The 17310-nt window shown below is 69.2% G+C and carries 19 protein-coding genes; 12 read left to right on the forward strand and 7 right to left on the reverse strand.

Annotated elements, in window-relative coordinates; genetic code table 11:
* Positions 1-35: 35 nt before the first annotated feature.
* A complete protein-coding gene (locus KHU32_RS07630; RefSeq protein WP_213669403.1) occupies positions 36-977 on the forward strand; it encodes an esterase-like activity of phytase family protein in 942 nt (313 codons plus the stop codon).
* A gap of 92 nt (positions 978-1069) precedes the next feature.
* Here KHU32_RS07630 and rpmB read toward each other — a convergent pair whose 3' ends face one another.
* The 3 genes from rpmB to KHU32_RS07645 form a co-directional block, all read right to left on the reverse strand.
* Positions 1070-1372, reverse strand: a complete 303-nt coding sequence (gene rpmB / locus KHU32_RS07635) for a 50S ribosomal protein L28 (RefSeq protein WP_213669404.1) — start codon at positions 1370-1372, stop codon at positions 1070-1072.
* 97 nt (positions 1373-1469) lie between these two features.
* On the reverse strand, positions 1470-1709 hold the full coding sequence (locus KHU32_RS07640) for a hypothetical protein (protein ID WP_249680602.1): 240 nt from the start codon (positions 1707-1709) through the stop codon (positions 1470-1472).
* A gap of 81 nt (positions 1710-1790) precedes the next feature.
* Positions 1791-3656, reverse strand: coding sequence for an ABCB family ABC transporter ATP-binding protein/permease (locus KHU32_RS07645; protein WP_249680604.1), 1866 nt, complete (start codon positions 3654-3656; stop codon positions 1791-1793).
* 334 nt (positions 3657-3990) lie between these two features.
* On the opposite strand from KHU32_RS07645, the gene KHU32_RS07650 reads away from it, so the two are divergent.
* On the forward strand, positions 3991-4848 hold the full coding sequence (locus KHU32_RS07650) for an NUDIX hydrolase (RefSeq protein ID WP_213669407.1): 858 nt from the start codon (positions 3991-3993) through the stop codon (positions 4846-4848).
* A 23-nt stretch (positions 4849-4871) separates the two neighbouring features.
* Here the strand turns inward: KHU32_RS07650 and KHU32_RS07655 are convergent, their stop codons facing one another.
* Complete coding sequence (locus KHU32_RS07655; protein ID WP_213669408.1) at positions 4872-5657, reverse strand: aldolase; 786 nt, start codon at positions 5655-5657, stop codon at positions 4872-4874.
* Positions 5658-5779: 122 nt separating this feature from the next.
* On the opposite strand from KHU32_RS07655, the gene KHU32_RS07660 reads away from it, so the two are divergent.
* The 6 genes from KHU32_RS07660 (at position 5780) to KHU32_RS07685 (ending at position 11807) form a co-directional block, all read left to right on the forward strand.
* Entirely contained in the window at positions 5780-6781 is a 1002-nt protein-coding gene (locus tag KHU32_RS07660) for a TRAP transporter substrate-binding protein (RefSeq protein ID WP_213669409.1), read from the forward strand.
* Between the two features lie 27 nt (positions 6782-6808).
* Positions 6809-7300 (forward strand): TRAP transporter small permease, encoded by a 492-nt coding sequence (locus KHU32_RS07665; RefSeq protein ID WP_213669410.1) that lies wholly within the window; start codon positions 6809-6811, stop codon positions 7298-7300.
* Positions 7297-8568: a TRAP transporter large permease gene (locus KHU32_RS07670; protein WP_213669411.1), complete on the forward strand. Its 1272-nt coding sequence runs from the start codon at positions 7297-7299 to the stop codon at positions 8566-8568. Before KHU32_RS07665 ends, KHU32_RS07670 begins: the two co-directional genes overlap by 4 nt.
* A gap of 208 nt (positions 8569-8776) precedes the next feature.
* Positions 8777-9700, forward strand: a complete 924-nt coding sequence (locus tag KHU32_RS07675; RefSeq protein ID WP_213669412.1) for an ABC transporter ATP-binding protein — start codon at positions 8777-8779, stop codon at positions 9698-9700.
* Positions 9700-10470 (forward strand): ABC transporter permease, encoded by a 771-nt coding sequence (locus KHU32_RS07680; protein WP_213669413.1) that lies wholly within the window; start codon positions 9700-9702, stop codon positions 10468-10470. The genes KHU32_RS07675 and KHU32_RS07680 overlap by 1 nt, the downstream gene beginning before the upstream one ends.
* A gap of 95 nt (positions 10471-10565) precedes the next feature.
* Positions 10566-11807, forward strand: a complete 1242-nt coding sequence (locus KHU32_RS07685; RefSeq protein ID WP_213669414.1) for a Zn-dependent hydrolase — start codon at positions 10566-10568, stop codon at positions 11805-11807.
* A gap of 63 nt (positions 11808-11870) precedes the next feature.
* Here KHU32_RS07685 and KHU32_RS07690 read toward each other — a convergent pair whose 3' ends face one another.
* Positions 11871-12353, reverse strand: a complete 483-nt coding sequence (locus KHU32_RS07690) for a peroxiredoxin (RefSeq protein ID WP_213669415.1) — start codon at positions 12351-12353, stop codon at positions 11871-11873.
* Positions 12354-12452: 99 nt separating this feature from the next.
* Here KHU32_RS07690 and KHU32_RS07695 point away from each other — a divergent pair, with 99 nt between their 5' ends.
* Complete coding sequence (locus KHU32_RS07695; RefSeq protein WP_213669416.1) at positions 12453-13046, forward strand: YqgE/AlgH family protein; 594 nt, start codon at positions 12453-12455, stop codon at positions 13044-13046.
* Positions 13047-13154: 108 nt separating this feature from the next.
* Positions 13155-14252, forward strand: coding sequence for a PA0069 family radical SAM protein (locus KHU32_RS07700; protein ID WP_213669417.1), 1098 nt, complete (start codon positions 13155-13157; stop codon positions 14250-14252).
* Here the strand turns inward: KHU32_RS07700 and KHU32_RS07705 are convergent, their stop codons facing one another.
* Positions 14253-15026 (reverse strand): YggS family pyridoxal phosphate-dependent enzyme, encoded by a 774-nt coding sequence (locus KHU32_RS07705; RefSeq protein ID WP_213669418.1) that lies wholly within the window; start codon positions 15024-15026, stop codon positions 14253-14255.
* A complete protein-coding gene (locus KHU32_RS07710; RefSeq protein ID WP_213669701.1) occupies positions 15023-15583 on the reverse strand; it encodes a TlpA family protein disulfide reductase in 561 nt (186 codons plus the stop codon). The genes KHU32_RS07705 and KHU32_RS07710 overlap by 4 nt, the downstream gene beginning before the upstream one ends.
* A gap of 21 nt (positions 15584-15604) precedes the next feature.
* Between KHU32_RS07710 and argH the strand changes: the two genes are divergently transcribed.
* Positions 15605-17005, forward strand: a complete 1401-nt coding sequence (argH, locus tag KHU32_RS07715) for an argininosuccinate lyase (protein WP_283771014.1) — start codon at positions 15605-15607, stop codon at positions 17003-17005.
* Positions 17002-17220, forward strand: a complete 219-nt coding sequence (locus KHU32_RS23520) for a lipoprotein (protein ID WP_213669725.1) — start codon at positions 17002-17004, stop codon at positions 17218-17220. The genes argH and KHU32_RS23520 overlap by 4 nt, the downstream gene beginning before the upstream one ends.
* The last annotated feature ends 90 nt before the right edge of the window (positions 17221-17310 follow it).

The following is a 17310-nucleotide window of genomic DNA, read 5'->3' on the forward strand; positions in this document are numbered from 1 at the left end:
GGCGGCTGGCGCCATTTCCTTCGGATGATCCTGGTTTGATCCGTCGCCGTCATCTTCTTGCCGGCCTTTCCCTGCTGCCTGCCGGCGCCGCGCGCGCCCGTGTGCCGACCACGAAGCCGCTGGAGGTTTCCGCGCCCCGCAGCGGCAGGCTGCGCCCGCTGGGCGGGCTTGAGGTCGACACCTCCGCCTGGGGCTTCGGCGGCTTCTCCGCGCTTCATCTTTCGCCCGAGCTGATGCTGACCTCCGTGAGCGATCGCGGGCGCTGGTGGCGCGCGCCGCTGCGGCTGGAAGGCGGGCGGCTCGCCGGCCTCGGGGAGGCGAGCTTCGGCCCCTTCCGCGACGGGGCTGGCGCGCCGATCGGGCAGGGGATCAGCGCGGATGCCGAAAGCCTGGCGCGGCTGCCGGATGGCGACTGGCTCGTCGGCATGGAGCGTCGGCACCGTATCCTGCGCTACCGCGACCTGGCCGGGCCCTCGCAGCCCTTCGACCTGCCGCCTGGACTCGAGGCCGCACCCCGGAATGGCGGGCTTGAGGCGCTGACGGTGCTGTCGGACCGGCGCCTTCTCGCCATCGCCGAGGATCTGGATGGCGGGCCGCCGGGCAGCCGCGCGGCCTGGCTCGGCACCCTGCAGGGGCGGCGGGTCGACTGGCGGCGGACGGCCTATCGGCCGGAGTCGGGGCGGGATCCCACCGATGCCGCGGGCCTGCCGGAAGGCGGCGCGCTGGTGCTGGAGCGTCGCTTCACGCTCTTCGGCGGCTTTTCCGGCCGGCTCGCCTATGTGCCCGCGGCGGCGCTGGCGGGAAGTGCCCTGCTGGAGGGCGAGACCTGGATGGACATGCCGCCCGATGCGCCGTCCGAGAACTGGGAGGGTGTGGCCGCCACCCGGCATGAGGGGCGCACCCTGGTCGCCCTCATCACCGACGACAACCAGAACCCGTTCCAACGGACGCTGCTGCTGCTCTACGCCGTCGTCTGACCGGCTGGCGCTGCCTCAACGCAAAGCGGGCCCGGTTCGCGAGGAGCCGGGCCCGTTTCGGAATAAGGTCGCCGGGCCGAAGCCCGGGGTGATCAGGCGGCCGCGGCCGCCTTCTTGGCCTGGGCGCGCACGATGCGGCGCTTCAGGACCAGAGCCTCCGGCGGCAGCTTGCGCGCGGGCGTGGAGAGCAGGAACGAATCCAGCCCGCCATTGTGCTCGATCGTGCGGATGCCGTTCGTCGTCAGGCGAAGCTGGATCGACGTCGCGAGCACGTCCGAAAAGAACGAGGTCTCCTGCAGGTTGGGCAGGAAGCGCCGACGCGTCTTGTTGTTCGCGTGGCTGACGTTGTTGCCGGACTGAACGCCCTTGCCAGTGATGCCGCAGCGGCGAGCCATGATGATTGATCCTGCACTCAGGTCGCGCGCGGGACTCCGCGGCGGATGGAAAATGAAGCGCGGCGTATGAGGCAGCCGCGCCGATGAGTCAATCCTGTCAGCGCTTGGGAAGGGTCGGGAGCTGCCGCAGCTCGCCGGCTTCCACGCTGGCCAGGGCCTGGCGCAGCACGCCCGCGATGGCGCGGTCGTCCATGCTGCGCGAGAGCAGGCCCAGCGCGCCGCCCAGCAGGGCCGAGGCGGCCGAGACGGGGGCGATCTGCTGCTCGAGCATGTATTCGATGGCCTTGTCCACGACAGAGCCGGCGTGGCTCAGATCCTCGGGGGCTTCGTCATCCATCTTGTATCTCCAGTCTGATCCGGACATGGGCCGGAAACATCCGCGAGGAAAGCCCTCACGGAGCGGCCCCGCCATGCATGACTATTTTGTCATTTCTTCCGCGGCCCGCGCGCTGAGCCGGCTGCCGAACTCCGCCTGGGCCTGCGCGACCGCCGCCGCCTCGGCCGCGGCCACCGCCTCGGACTGCCGGCGCCACATCTCGGCGTAGAGGCCGTCCCTGGCGATCAGCGCGCCATGCGTCCCACGCTCGGCGATGCGGCCGTCCTCCAGCACGATGATCTCGTCCGCCTCCACGACGGTGGAGAGGCGGTGGGCGATGACCAGGGTGGTGCGGCCGCGCGAGACGTCGCGCAGCGCGGCCTGGATCTCCTGCTCGGTCCGGGTGTCGAGCGCGCTGGTGGCCTCGTCCAGGATCAGGATGCGCGGGTCCTTCAGGATGGTGCGGGCGATGGCCACGCGCTGCTTCTCGCCGCCCGAGAGCTTGAGCCCGCGCTCGCCGACGCGCGTGCGGTAGCCCTCCGGCAGCTTCAGCACGAAGTCATGCACCTGGGCGAGGCGGGCGGCGTGCTCCACCTCCTCATCCGTGGCGCCCGGGCGGCCATAGGCGATGTTGTAGCGGATGGTGTCGTTGAACAGCACGGTGTCCTGCGGCACCACGCCGACCGCACGGCGCAGGCTGTCCTGCGTCACGTCGCGCACGTCTTGCCCGTCCACCAGCACGGCGCCGCCGGTCGTGTCGTAGAAACGGAAGAGCAGGCGCGAGATGGTGGATTTCCCCGCGCCCGTCGGGCCGACGATCGCCAGCATCTTCCCCGGCGGGACGTCGAAGCTGACGCCCTTCAGGATCTCGCGGTCCGGCCGGTAGGCGAAGCGCACGTCGCGATAGGCGATGGCGCCGGCGGTGACGGCCAGGGGTTTCGCGCCAGGCGCGTCCGCGATCTCCTGCGGAACGTCGAGGAGGTTGAACATCGCCTCCATGTCCGTCAGCCCCTGCTTGATCTCGCGATAGGCGAAGCCGAGGAAGTTGAGCGGCAGGTAGAGCTGGATGAGGTAGGAGTTCACCATGACGAAGTCGCCCACCGTCATGGTGCCGCCGACGATGCCGCGCCCGGCCAGCAGCATCACCACCGTGAGGCCGACCGACATGATGAGGGCCTGGCCCGCATTCAGCGCGTTCAGCGAGACCTCGGAGCGCGCATAGGCCGTCTCGTAGCGCGAGAGGCTCTCGTCGTAGCGGCGCGCCTCGTGCGCCTCGTTGTTGAAGTACTTCACCGTCTCGTAGTTGAGCAGGCTGTCCACCGCCTTGGTGTTGGCCTCCTGGTCGGTGTCGTTCATGGCGCGGCGGAAGGCCAGGCGCCAGTTGGTGAAGAGCAGCGTGAAGGCGACATAGGCGCCGATCGTCACCAGCACCGTCAGCGCGAAGGAGATGGCGAACATCCACCACAGGATGGTGGCCACCAGCAGGATCTCGATGATGGTGGGGATGATGTTGAACAGCAGGAAGTTCAGCGCCGTCGCGATGCCGCGGGTGCCGCGCTCGATCACGCGGGAGAGGCCGCCCGTGGAGCGGTCCATGTGGAAGCGCATGGACAGTGCGTGCAGGTGGCGGAACACCTCCAGCGCCACGCGCCGCCCGGCGCGGGCCTGGACCTTGGCGAAGACGGCGTTGCGCAGCTCGTTCAGCGCGGCGGCGGTGAGGCGCAGCAGCCCATAGCCGATGACGAGGGCGATCGGCACCGCGACCACGAGGCCCATGCCCTCCCTGGGGGTCAGGGCGTCGACGGCGCGGGCATAGGCGATGGGCACCAGCACGTTGGCGGCCCTGCCGGCGATGAGGAAGGCCAGTGCGAGAACGACCCGGGCCTTCAGCCCCCATTCGCCATGGGGCCAGAGGTAGGGCAGGATGGCCAGGAGGGCCCGGCCGTGGTTGTCGTTCTTCGCGCTCATGCGCCACATGTGGCGCGGGGGCCACGGTTTGGGAACCGGCGCCGGTATGCGGGGCCGGGACAAGGGTCTTCGTGCCCGGCATGCCTGCGTCTGCCCATATAAGGAGTGCGAGCCCTGCGAAATCCCCTGGCCGGTCTGCTTCTCCTGGGCGTGGCCGCGTGCTCCGACTGCAACATGCTCTCCAGCCGGATGCCGACGCATTGCGAGGTGGGGCTGGGCGCGGCCGCGATCCTCACGGCGCCGGTCATGGTTCCCTACGTCCTGCTGGAAGAAGCTTTGGAGTAATCGCCGTGCGGCTATCGCGCCGAATCACGGGCGCGGTACAAGATCGGGCATGAGCCAGCCCCTGTATCGCCACATCGACGCCTGCAACAACACGCCCTCGCCGAACCATCTGCTTCCCTTCCGCTTCGGCGCGGAACAGGTGGGCTGGGTCTCCTCCGATCTGGCGCGGGCGCTGACCTTCTTTCCGCGGGACTTCCATTTCGATGCCCGGGGCGTGTCCATGGCCAGCCGCCTGCGCACGCCCGGCATGCGCAGCGATGCCCTGGCGGCCACGGGGCGGGAACTGGCGAAGCAGGGCTTCGGCCGGGTCCGCGGCGAGCTCTTCGACATCCGCGCTGAGGCGGAGGGGGCCGTGCTCGGCACGCTGGATCGCGGGGCGATCCCGCTCTTCGGCGTGATCGGGCAGGGGGTGCACCTGAACGGGCTGGTGCGGCGCGCCGATGGGCTGCACGTCTGGGTCGGCATTCGGGCGAAGGACAAGGCCGTGGCGCCCGGGCAGCTGGACAATCTGGTGGCCGGCGGCATCCCGGCCGGCCTGACGCCCCAGGAAACGCTGCTGAAGGAGGCGGGCGAGGAAGCCTCCCTGCCGCCGGAACTGGCGGTGACGGCCAGGCGGGTGGGCCGCCTCTCCTATATCCTGACGAATAACGAGGGGCTGCGGCGCGACGTGCTGCACGTCTTCGACCTGGAGCTGCCGGAAAGCTTCATCCCGACCCCGAATGACGATGAGGTGGAGCGCTTCGAGCTCTGGCCCGTCGCGCGTCTGCTGGAGGTGGTGCGGGAGACGGAGGACGTGAAGTTCAACGTCAACCTCGTGCTGATCGACCTGTTCCTCCGCGAAGGGCTGGTCGATCCGGCGAGCGCCGAGGGGCAGGCGCTGCGGGCGGGGCTGGACCAGGGGCCCTAGGGCACACCCCGCCCCCGGCCTGCTCAATCCGCGAAGTCCGGCTGCTCCTTCATGAGCTGCCGCTTAATGCTCTCCAGGTGCAGGAAGGCGCTCTCGCGGTCGCCCTCGCGCATCTGCGTGTAGGTGGCCTTCGCGATCTCCTCCGTCACGGGCTTCAGCGGCCGTCCGGTCGTCATCGCCAGGCGCTGCACCTCGGCGGCGCGCTCCAGGTAGTAGAGGTCGTCCCAGGCCTCGGCGATGCTGGGGCCGACCACCATGACGCCGTGGTTCTTCATGAAGACGATGTCCGCATCGCCCAGCGAATCCGCGATGCGGTCGCCTTCGCGCTCGTCCAGGGCGAGGCCGTTGTAATCCTCGTCCACCAGGGTGCGGCCGTAGAACTTCAGGGCCGTCTGGCCGGCCCAGACCAGCGGCGGCCCCTCCAGCATGGCGAGCGCCGTCGCGTTGGGCATATGCGTGTGGAAGGCCGCCTTGGCGCGCGCATGCTTCATGTGCAGCCGGGCATGGATGTAGAAGGCCGTCGCCTCCGGCACGCCGTTGCCGGCCACGACCCGCCCCTGGAAGTCGCAGATCACGAGGTTCGAGGCCGTGACCTCGGAGAAGGCGTAGCCGTAGGGGTTCACCAGCATCAGGTCGTCATGCCCGGGCACGACGAAGCTGAAGTGATTGCAGATGCCCTCCTGCAGGCCGAGCTTCGCGGCCATGCGGAAGCAGGCGGCGAGATCGATTCGCGCCTGGCGGATGGCCGGCGTGTCGAGCTGCGAGTTGCGGAGAAGGGCGGGGGCGGCGGTGTCGAGGGCGTGGGCCATTCCTCCAGCATGCAGGCGGGCGCGGCTTTCGGGCAAGGCCGCGGCCCGTCCCCCTCGGGTTTGACGAGCCGGCGCCGCCCCTCTAGGTGCGGCGGCCAGAACGCTTACCGGGAGAATCACCTATGCACAGCACGCATCGCCGGGCGCTGCTCGCCGGCGCCGGCTTCGCCATCATCGGCCGCGGCCTGGGCTCCGCGCAGGCGCAGGGCCGCACGGTCATCCGCGTGGGCTGGCCCACGGGCGACGGCGCCCAGGACCCCTATGCGATCGGGGCCCGCGCCTTCAAGGAGGAAGCCGAGAAGCTCTCCAACAACCGGATCGAGGTCCAGCTCTTCCCGAACCGCGCCCTCGGCGACGAGCGCCCGATGCTGGACGGCCTGCGCCTCGGCACGGTCGACATGGCGGTGATCACCAATGCCGTGATCGCGCAGATCGAGCCCGCCTTCCAGATCAACGACATGCCCTTCCTCTTCACGGACGAGGCCGCCGCCCAGCGCGCGCTCGACGGCGAGATGGGGGCGAGCCTGGCCCAGCGCCTCGAGCGCCGGGGCGTGGTCAGCCTCGGCTACATGGAGGGCGGCTTCCGCCAGATGGTGAACAACGTCCGCCCGATCGCGCGGCCGGCGGATGTTCGCGGCGTGAAGTTCCGCGTGCTGCAGAGCCCGATCTACGTGGGCATGTACACCGCCCTCGGCGGCACCGCGGTCCCCATGGCATGGGGCGAGACCTTCACCGCCGTGCAGCAGGGAACCATCGACGGCCTGGAGATCCCGCTCGCCGTCATCGACGCCAACCGGTACGACGAGGTCACGAAGTATCTTTCGCTGACCAACCACATCTACTCGATGATCGGCCTGCTCATGGGCAAGCGGAACCTCGACCGTCTTCCGGCGGATCTGCGGGATGTGGTGCGGGCGGCTGCCACGGCGGCGACCGCGAAGCAGCGCACGGCCTCGATCACCAATGCGCGCCAGATCACGGAAGGCCTCCGCGGCAAGGGCATGCAGGTGAATGCGGTGACCGACCCGGCCGAGTTCCGCCAGGCCGTGCTGCCCATGTACGAATCCTTCCGCGGCGCCATCGGCGCGGAGATCGTGCAGCAGGCCCTGGCGGCGTCGCGCTGATGCGGGCCGCGGGGGGCGCCCGATAGGATGCGCGCGATCGGGGCCGGCTTGGCCGGATTGGCCGCGCTGCTGCGCTGGAGCCTGGTCCTGGCAGCGGCCGTCATGCTGTCGCTGATCTTCCTGCAGGTCGTGATGCGCTACGTCTTCGCGCTGGTGCCGCCCTGGACCGAGGAGGTGGCGCTGCTCGCCTTCTCCTGGGCGACGATGGGCGGGCTGGCGCTGGGCGTGCGGGAAGGTTTCCACGTGCGCCTGACCATCCTGAGCGACCGCTTCCCGCCTCGCTTCGCGGCGATCTGGGAAGTGGGCGTGAACGTCGTGACCGCGGCGCTCGGCGCCTTCCTGGCCTGGTCGGGGATGCGCTTCCTTGAATTCACGGAAGGCAGCACCTCGGCCGCCATGGAATATCCGATCGAGATTCTGAACGGCATGGCCCCGATCGCTGGCATGCTGGTCTGCCTCTTCGCGCTGGGGCGGGTCATCCTGCCTGCGCCCGCTCCGGTGGAGATGGCCGAGGCATGAGCGGCATCGCCCTTCTTCTGACCGGCGGCTTCGCCGGGCTGGTCATCTGCGCGATCCCCTTCGCGATCGCCATCGCCGTGGTGACGATGGGTTCGCTGGTGGTGGCGGATATCGAGCCCGCCTTCCTCGCGCAGCAGCTCATCGCCGGATCGCAATCCTTCAGCCTGTTGGCCATCCCGCTCTTCATGCTGGCCGGCGAGATCATGTCGGCCGGCGGCCTGTCCCAGCGCCTGGTCGAGGTGGCGTCCACGCTGGTGCGGCACCGCACGGGCGGCCTCGCCATCGTGACGGTGCTGGCGGCGATGGTCTTCGCGGCCATCTCCGGCTCGGCGCCGGCGACGACGGCGGCCATCGGCGGCATCATGATCCCGGCCATGGTGAAGGCCGGCTACGACAAGGCCTTCGCGGCCTCCATCGCCGTCTCGGCCGGCGTGCTGGGCCCGCTGATCCCGCCCTCCATCGCCTTCGTGATCTGGGGCATCGTGGCGGAGCAGTCGATCAGCCGGCTCTTCCTCTCGGGCGTGATCCCCGGGCTCTCGATCGCCATCGGCCTGATCGCGATCTGCTGGTTCCATGCCCGCCGGCACAACGTGCCGAAGCAGGCGCCGGCGAGCTGGGCCGAGGTCGGCCAGGCCATGGTGCTCGGCAAATGGGCGCTGTTCTCGCCGGTCTTCGTGCTGGGCGGCATCTATGGCGGCGTCTTCACGCCGACCGAGGCGGCCGCGATGTCCTGCGTCTATGCGCTGGTGGTGGGCGTCGCGGGGCGGACGCTGAACATCCGGGACCTGCCGGCCATCATCCTGCGTTCGGTGCGGACGAGCGCCATGGTGACCTCGATCATCGCGGTCTCGGTGGGCTTCGGCGTGCTGGTGGCGCAGGAGCGGCTGGCCGTCGACTTCGCCTCCTGGATGGCGGAGAGCCTGGGCACGAAGTGGCTTGCCCTGGCGGCGCTGAACCTGGCCTTCTTCCTGCTCGCCTCGGTGATGGACGAGATCGCCATCATGGTGGTGCTGGGGCCGATGCTGATCGCCATCGCCAACCGCTTCGGCGTGGATCCCGTGCATTTCGGCGCGATCATCGTGACGAACGTCTCTATCGGCATGGCGGCGCCGCCGATCGGCTATTGCCTTTTCGTAGGCATGGCGATCAGCGGTCTGTCGCTCGCGCGGATGGCGAAGGCGATCTGGCCGCAGATCATCGTGATGCTGATCGTGCTGATGCTGACGACCTATATCCCGGGCTTCGCGCTGCTGCTGCAGCCGAAGTAGGCCGGGCCCGACCCGCCGGGATCGCTCGCGGTCCGAGGCGGCTTCATCAGCAGGCAGGGATCGACCCGGGAGGGTCGGTTCCTGCCTGTCTGCTTTCGGAATACGTTGCGCCCCTGTTCGGATATTCCCATCGCGGCTTGCCGGCCTTCCGGCGAAGGCCATCTCCTTCCCAGCCACGGCTGCGAAGGTGGCCATCAGGGATCTGCAAATGCCTTCCATTCTTTCTATCGCCGGCGTCGAGAAGCACTACCGTTCGGGTCTGACTGCACTGGGGGGCATCGATCTCGAGGTCGGGCGGGGCGAGATCTTCGCGCTGCTCGGCCCCAACGGTGCCGGCAAGACGACGCTGATCAGCATCATCTGCGGCACCGTCACGATGACCTCCGGCTCCGTCACCGTCAGCGGTCACGACATCGTCAAGGACTTCCGCGCGGCGCGGGCCACCATCGGCCTCGTCCCGCAGGAGATCGCGATCGACATCTTCTCGACCGTCTGGAACACGGTCCGCTTCAGCCGCGGCCTCTTCGGACGGCCGCCCGATCCCGCCTATATCGAGGAGCTCCTGCGCGACCTCTCGCTGTGGGAGAAGCGCGACAGCCGGATCATCGAGCTCTCGGGCGGCATGAAGCGGCGCGTGATGATCGCCAAGGCCCTGAGCCACGAGCCGGAACTGCTCTTCCTCGACGAGCCGACGGCGGGCGTCGACGTCAACCTGCGCCGCGACATGTGGGCGCTGGTCCGCAAGCTGCGCGACAAGGGCGTCACCATCGTGCTGACGACCCACTACATCGAGGAAGCCGAGGAGATGGCCGACCGCGTCGGCGTCATCGACAGGGGCCGCATCCTGCTGGTCGAGGACACCGCGGCCCTGATGAAGAAGTTCGGCAAGCGCCGGCTGAAGCTGACCTTGCAGCACCCCATGACGGCCATCCCCGCCGAGCTTGCCGACTGGCCGCTCGAGCTCCAGGCCGAGGGCCATCAGCTTCTCTATACCTTCGACGCCAATGCCGAGAGCACCGGCATCCCCGGGCTGCTGCGGCGCCTGGGCGAGCTGGGCATCGACTTCAAGGACCTCGACAGCGAGCGAAGCTCGCTCGAGGACATCTTCATTCGCCTGGTGGAGCGCACCTGATGCCGCTGATCAATCACAACGGCGTCTGGGCGATCTACCGCACCGAGATGGCGCGCGCCCTGCGGACCGTCTGGCAGAGCATCGCCACGCCCGTCATCACGACGGCGCTGTACTTCGTCGTCTTCGGCGGGGCGATCGGGTCGCACATGCAGCAGATCGGCGGCGTCGACTACGGCGCCTTCATCGTGCCCGGGCTGATCATGCTGACGCTGCTCACGCAGAGCATCTCCAACGCGTCCATCGCGATCTACTTCCCGAAATTCACCGGCACGATCTTCGAGATCCTGTCCGCGCCGCTTTCGGCCTTCGAGGCGGTGCTGGCCTATGTCGGCGCGGCCGCGACAAAATCGGTCGCCATCGGGCTGATCATCCTGCTGACCGCGACCTTCTTCGTGAAGGTCGAGATCCTGCATCCCTTCTGGATGATCGCCTTTCTGCTGCTGACCTCGATCACCTTCAGCCTCTTCGGCTTTATCATCGGGATCTGGGCGCGGAATTTCGAGCAACTGGCCATCATCCCCTCGCTGGTGGTGACGCCGCTGACCTTCCTGGGCGGGGCCTTCTACTCGATCGACATGCTGCCGCAGCCCTGGCGGACGCTCAGCCTGTTCAATCCCGTGGTCTATCTGGTGAGCGGATTCCGGTGGAGCTTCCACGGGGTGGGGGATGTGAGCGTGGCCGCGAGCCTGGGGTTCACGGCGGGGTTCATGGTGCTGTGCCTGGCGGTGCTGTGGTGGATGTTCCGGACGGGGTATCGGTTGAAGCCGTAGGGGGGGCGCCACAAGGCGCGGCGGCCACCTTTTGCCAAGGAGGGAATCGCTTCTTCGTGATTCCGCCTTTGGCAATCCTCCTCTAACCTTCCCCCATGAGCACCAGCACCAACCAGCGCATCAACGGCACCCGCCTCTGGTCCACCCTCATGGCCATGGCCGAGATCGGCGCCACGCCCAAGGGCGGCGTGAAGCGCCTCACGCTCACCGAGGTCGACAAGGCCGGGCGCCAGCGCTTCACCGAATGGTGCGAGGCCTTGGGCCTCAAGGTCCGCGTGGACGCCATCGGCAATATGTTCGCCCGCCGCGACGGCCGCGACCCCACGCGCAAGCCGGTCCTCCTCGGCAGCCATCTCGACAGCCAGCCCACCGGCGGCAAATTCGACGGCGCGCTGGGCGTGATCGCCGGCCTCGAGGTCATGCGCACGCTGAACGACCTCGGCATCACCACCGAGGCCCCGATCGAGCTGGTCAACTGGACCGACGAGGAGGGCAGCCGCTTCGGCCATTCCCTCATGGGCAGCGGCGTCTGGGCCGGCGTCTACACGCAGGACAAGGTCTATGGCCTGAAGGACCTGGACGGCGTCACCGTCGGCGAGGCGCTGGATTCCATCGGCTACAAGGGCGAGCACCCCGCCAAGCCCTTCCCGGCCGACGCCTATTTCGAGCTCCACATCGAGCAGGGCCCCTTCCTGGAGCGCGAAGGCAAGCAGATCGGCATCGTCACCGGCGCCCAGGCGCAGGTCTGGTACGATGCGGTCATCACCGGGCAGGACGCCCATGCCGGCACCACGCCGCCTTCGACGCGCAAGGACGCGCTGGTCGCGGCGGCGCGGGTGATCGCGAAGGTGGACGAGATGATGCGCGCCCGCGGCGATGACGGCCGCGGCACCGTCGGCCGGCTTCAGGTCTTCCCCAACAGCTGCAACGTGGTGCCCGGCGAGGTGCGCTTCAGCATCGAGTTCCGCCACCCCGACGGCGCCGAGATCGAGGGCATCGCCAAGTCCTTCCCCGCCGAGGTCAAGGCGCTGGTGGAGGAGAGCGGCTGCAGCCTGGAGCTCAAGGAGCTCTTCGTCATTGCCGCCCAGCCCTTCGACAAGGAATGCGTGGACCTTGTGCGGCAGGCCGCCGCGCGGCTCGGCTATCCGGCGCGCGAGATCATCTCGGGCGCGGGGCATGACGCGGTCTACGTGGCGCGGCTGATCCCGACGGCGATGATCTTCACCCCCTGCAAGGACGGGCTCAGCCACAACGAGGCCGAGAGCATCCTGCCCGAGGAGGCGGAGGTCGGCTGCCAGGTGCTGTTCGAGGCCGTGGTGGCGCGGGCGAACCGCTAGGCCCCCAGGGGCGGGGTCGCCAGGCGCGCGAAGTGCGCGCCTGGCGTTTGAGATATTAGAAAATCAAATCGCTTCGAGGACGGTTTCCGCCTTGCTGACCTCGAAGGCGCCCGGCGCCTCGACGGCCACATGCGTCACCACGCCGTCCTTCGCCACCAGGGCGAAGCGCTGGCTGCGGACGCCGAGGCCGCGGGCCGTCAGGTCGAATTCCAGGCCCAGCGCCCGGGTGAAGTCGGCGCTGCCATCGGCCAGCATCACGACCTCGTCGCCGATCGACTGGTCCTTGCGCCAGGCGCCCATCACGAAGACGTCGTTGACGGCGATGCAGGCGACGGTGTCCACGCCCTTGGCCTTGAACTCGGCCGCCTGGGCGACGAAGCCCGGCAGGTGCTTGGCCGAGCAGGTCGGCGTGAAGGCGCCCGGAACGCCGAAGAGGACCACGGTCTTGCCGCCGAAGAGGGCGTCGGTGGTGACTTCCTGCGGCCCATCGGCCGTGGCCTGCATGAGCTTCGCCGAAGGGATCTTGTCGCCGGCCTTGATCGTCATCCGTGGTTTCCTCTGAGGGGTAGGTTTCGAAAGGTGTAGGCGCTCCGGAAATTCCTGTCACGCTTGCGGAGGCGGGGGCGAAACCTCACATTCGTCACCATGGCAAGACATGACTGGAAATCGGCCTTCGGGGCCTCTGGAACACAGCTCGCGGGGCAGCTTCTGGTCGCCATGCCGAACCTGCGGGATCCGCATTTCGCGGGCAGCGTCATCGTCCTCTGCGCGCATTCGGCGGGGGGCGCGATGGGCCTCATCCTCAACCAGCCGATCCCCAAGCTCTCCTTCGAGGAGCTGCTGAAGCAGGTGGGCGTGGAACCGCTGCCGCCGCAGCGGAGCATCCGCCTCGTCAGCGGCGGCCCGGTGGAGGAAAGCCGCGGCTTCGTGCTCCACAGCGGCGAATGGAAGGCCGAGGGCTCGCTGCCCGTGGAGGGCGGCTACGCGCTGACCGCCAGCCTCGACATCCTCAAGGCCATCGCCTCTGGCGGCGGGCCGCGGCAGGGGCTGCTGGCCCTGGGCTATGCCGGCTGGGGCGCCGGCCAGCTGGAGGCCGAGATCGCGCGGAACGACTGGCTCTCGGTCCCGGCCGACGAGGACCTCCTCTTCGGCGGCGACGACGACACGCGGTGGCGCCGGGCCCTGGCGAAGCTGAACATCGATCCGAGCCTGCTCTCGGCGGAGGCGGGGCACGCCTGAGGCTGCCTGAGGGTTTCCGCCGTCAGCGACTGAAGTTTCTCTTTTTGTTCTTGACCTCCCGGCCGCCTTTGGCCAGGGTGCATGCAGGAACATTAAGAGAACACGGTCATGCCCGACGGCGGTCATCACCCTCTTGCCCCCCGGGGTTTCCACAAGGGTCGCGGCGCGGTCTCCAATCCGCAGGTGCGCTTCGAGACCCAGGCGGCCGAGGCCTTCGACGACGGCTGGGGCTCCCTGGTCGAGGAGATGCCGGCCCTCCGCACCACGCTGACGCGCGAGGCGGCCAAGTCGGCCCTGAACTATAATGACAGCCCGGATATCGGCTTCGACCGCTCGCTGAACCCCTATCGGGGCTGCGAGCACGGCTGCGTCTACTGCTTCGCCCGGCCGAGCCATGCCTATGTGGGCCTGTCCCCCGGTCTCGATTTCGAGACCAAGATCCTCTTCAAGCCGGACATGCCGGAAATCCTGGCGCGCGAGCTCTCGAAGCCCGGCTATCGCCCGAAGCCCGTGACGCTGGGCGCGAACACCGACCCCTACCAGCCCGTCGAGCGCCATCAGGGCCTGACGCGCCGCATTCTGGAGGTACTGGAGCGCTTCAATCACCCCGTCAGCATCGTGACCAAGGGCGCCGGCGTGCTGCGGGACATCGACATCCTGGCGCGGATGGCCCAGCGGAACCTGGTGCGGGTGTGCATCTCCATCACCACGCTGGATGCGCGGCTGGCCCGCGTGATGGAGCCCCGCGCGGCGAGCCCCTTGCGGCGGCTGGAGGTCGTGCGCCAGCTCTCGGCGGCGGGTGTGCCGGTGGCGGTGCTGGCCGCCCCCATGATCCCGGGCATCAACGATGCCGAGCTGGAGAAGATCGTCGAGGCCAGCGCCCGGGCCGGCGCCACCAGCGCGGGCTACGTGCTGCTGCGCCTGCCGCTGGAGCTGAAGCAGATCTTCGAGGAATGGCTGAACCAGCATTTTCCCGACCGCGCCGCGAAGGTGCTGGCGCTCGTACGGCAGACACGCGGCGGAAAGCTCTATGATTCCGCCTTCGGCCAGCGGTGGACGGGGCAGGGGGCCTATGCCGGCGTGCTGGCCCAGCGCTTCGCGCTGGCGCTGAAGCGCGCCGGCCTGCCGGAGCGCTCCCGCCCGGCGCCGCTGGATTGCGGGCACTTCAACGGCCGGGCGGACGACCGGCAGCTGGCCCTGCTGTAGTCAGGCGTTGTCCGGCAGGAAGCCCGGCCAATAGGGGCCGCTGCCCGCCGGCCGCGCCCCGAAGATGGACTGTCCGACGCGCACGATCGTGGCACCCTCCTCGATGGCGGCCTCGTAGTCGCCCGACATGCCCATGGAGAGGTGCTCCAGCCCGGTCTCGTCCCGCAGGCGGCGCAGAATCCGGAAGCAGGCGCGCACCCGTTCCATATCCGGGCTGAAGATCGCCAGCGTCATCAACCCCCGGGGGCGCAGGCGTGGGAATTCCGGCAGCCGGGCGACGAAATCCGCCACCGCCGCGGGCTCGAGGCCGAATTTGCTCTCCTCGCCGGAGGTATTGGCCTGCACGAAGACGTCCAGGTCGCGTCCCTCCGCCTCCATCCGGCGGTTGAGCTCGGCGGCCAGCTTCAGGCTGTCCAGCGCGTGGAACTCGGTCGCGAATCGGGCCAGGAACTTCGCCTTGTTGCTCTGCAGATGCCCGACGATGCTCCATCGGAGCGGCAGGTCCGCCATCTCCTCGGCCTTCCCCATGGCCTCCTGGATCTTGTTCTCGCCGAATTCCGTCATCCCCGCCGGGACGGCGTGGCGCAGGACATGGGCAGGAACGGTCTTGCTGATCGGCAGCAGCCGAACCTCTGAGGCGGGGCGGCCGGCGCGCGCGCAGGCTGCCTCGATCCGGTGCCGGACTTCGGCGAGATTCGCGGCGAAGGTGGCGGCCGGATCCTCCCCGAAGCGTTCCCGCTCGGCGGCGGTGAGCGCCGTCTGGACCTCGCTCATATCCGGTCGGTCCGCTCGGAAGCGGGAAACGGCCCCACCAGCCGCCGCACCGCCGCGATCATGTCCGGCCGGTCCCAGGCCGCGTCGCCTTCCAGCCGTGCGCGCTCCTGCCCGCTGCGGTCGACGATCACCGTCGTCGGCAGGCCGCGCGCGCCCAATGCCCGGGCGGCGGCGCCGCGCGGATCCATCCAGACGCCGAGGCCCGTCAGGCCCACGCGGCGATAGAAGGTCTCGACCACCGCCTGGCCGCCACGGTCGGAGGAAAGCGGCAGGACGGCCACCTTCTCCGCCGCCAGTGCCGCGGCGAGGCGTTCCAGCGACGGCATCTCGGCCACGCAGGGCGGGCACCAGGTGGCCCAGAGGTTCAGGACGAGGCCCTGGCCGGCGAAGTCCGCCACCGTCCGCTCGCGTCCTTCCGCGTCCAGGAAGGTCAGGGCGGCCAGGGGCCGCGTGGCCTCCCGCAGGCGCTCGGGGCCCGCGGAGGCTTGCGCGGCTTGCGTCGCCATCACGGCGGGAGGTAGGACCATGCCAGCCTGGATCAGCCGGCGGCGCGACATCAGCACGGAAACGGTACTCCTTTGTCCATCCCCAACGAGACGAACACCAATCAGCAATGGGGCGGCCGCTTTGCGGAGGGCCCCTCGGCCATCATGCAGGCCATCAATGCCTCGATCGGCTTCGATGCCAAGATGTGGCGGCAGGATATCCGCGGCAGCCTCGCCCATGCGGCGATGCTCGCCCATGTAGGGATCATCTCCGCGGATGACGAGGCTGCCATCCGGAAGGGCCTCGCCGACATCGCCCAGGAGATCGAGGCCGGCGGCTTCGAGTGGTCCGAGGCGCTGGAAGATGTCCACATGAACATCGAGGCCCGCCTGACCGAGCGCATCGGGGAGGCCGGCAAGCGCCTGCACACCGCCCGCAGCCGCAACGATCAGGTGGCCACCGATTTCCGGCTCTGGACGCGCGACGCCATGGATGGGCTGGCGGCACAGATGCTCGATTGCGTGAAGGCGCTGGTCGCCCGCGCGGAGGAGCACGCCGGCACCATCATGCCCGGCTACACCCACCTGCAGCCCGCGCAGCCGACGACCTTCGGCCACCACATGCTGGCCTATGCGGAAATGCTCTGGCGCGACCGGGGCCGGATGCTCGACGCCCGTGCCCGTCTCAACGAGTGCCCGCTCGGCTCCGCGGCGCTCTGCGGCACCGGCTTCCCGATCGACCGCCACATGACGGCGCAGGCGCTGGGCTTCGACGGCCCGACGCGCAACAGCCTCGACGGCGTCGGCAGCCGCGACTTCGCGATGGAATTCCTGGCCGCCGCGGCCATCTGCGCCACGCATCTCTCGCGCCTGGCGGAAGAGATCGTGATCTGGACCAACCCCTCCTTCGGCTTCGTGAAGCTGAGCGACGGGCTGACCACCGGCAGCTCGATCATGCCGCAGAAGCGCAATCCGGACGCAGCCGAACTGGTGCGCGGCAAGACGGGCCGGATGAACGGCAACCTCATGGGCCTGCTGACCGTGGTGAAGGGCCTGTCCCTGACCTATGCGAAGGACCTGCAGGAGGACAAGGAAGGCGTCTTCGACTCGGCGGAGAACCTGACCCTCTGCCTCGCCGCCACCGCCGCCATGGTGCGGGACATGCAGCCCAATACGGCCCGCATGGCCGCCGCCGCCGGCGAGGGCTTCTCCACCGCGACCGACCTCGCCGACTGGCTGGTGCGTGAGCTGAAGCTGCCCTTCCGCGACGCCCACCATGTCACCGGGCGCCTCGTGGCCAAGGCCGAGGGGCTGGGCGTCGACCTGCCCGGGCTTTCGCTGGAGGAGATGCGCGAAGTGGAGCCCCGGATCGACCAGAGCGTCTTCGACGTCCTGACGCCTGCGGCTTCCGTGGCCTCGCGCCGCTCCTATGGCGGCACGGCGCCGGAAAACGTCCGCGCCATGGTCGCGGAATGGAAGGGGAGGCTGGCTTGAAGGCACTTCTGCTCGTCCTGGCGGCCACGGTGTCGCTGGCCGCCTGCGGCCGCGTGGGACCTCCCCGTCAGCCTGGTCCGCGCGACGCGATCACCTACCCGCGGGGCTATCCGGCCCCCACGGCGGAGGACCGCGAAGTGACGCGGACGCGTGCGCTCGGCCTGCCGCCGGGCATCGCGCCGGTGCCCGGTTCCGCCGCGCCGACAGCGCGCTAAGGGGTTGCCGCGGTTGACTCCGCGGGCCCTCCCGATTATCTGGCTGCCTCCCGGGGCAGACACCGTTTGCCCCGCAACCCTTTTCGCGTT

Origin of the sequence: Roseococcus pinisoli (assembly GCF_018413645.1) — a bacterium.
Classification (GTDB): domain Bacteria; phylum Pseudomonadota; class Alphaproteobacteria; order Acetobacterales; family Acetobacteraceae; genus Roseococcus; species Roseococcus pinisoli.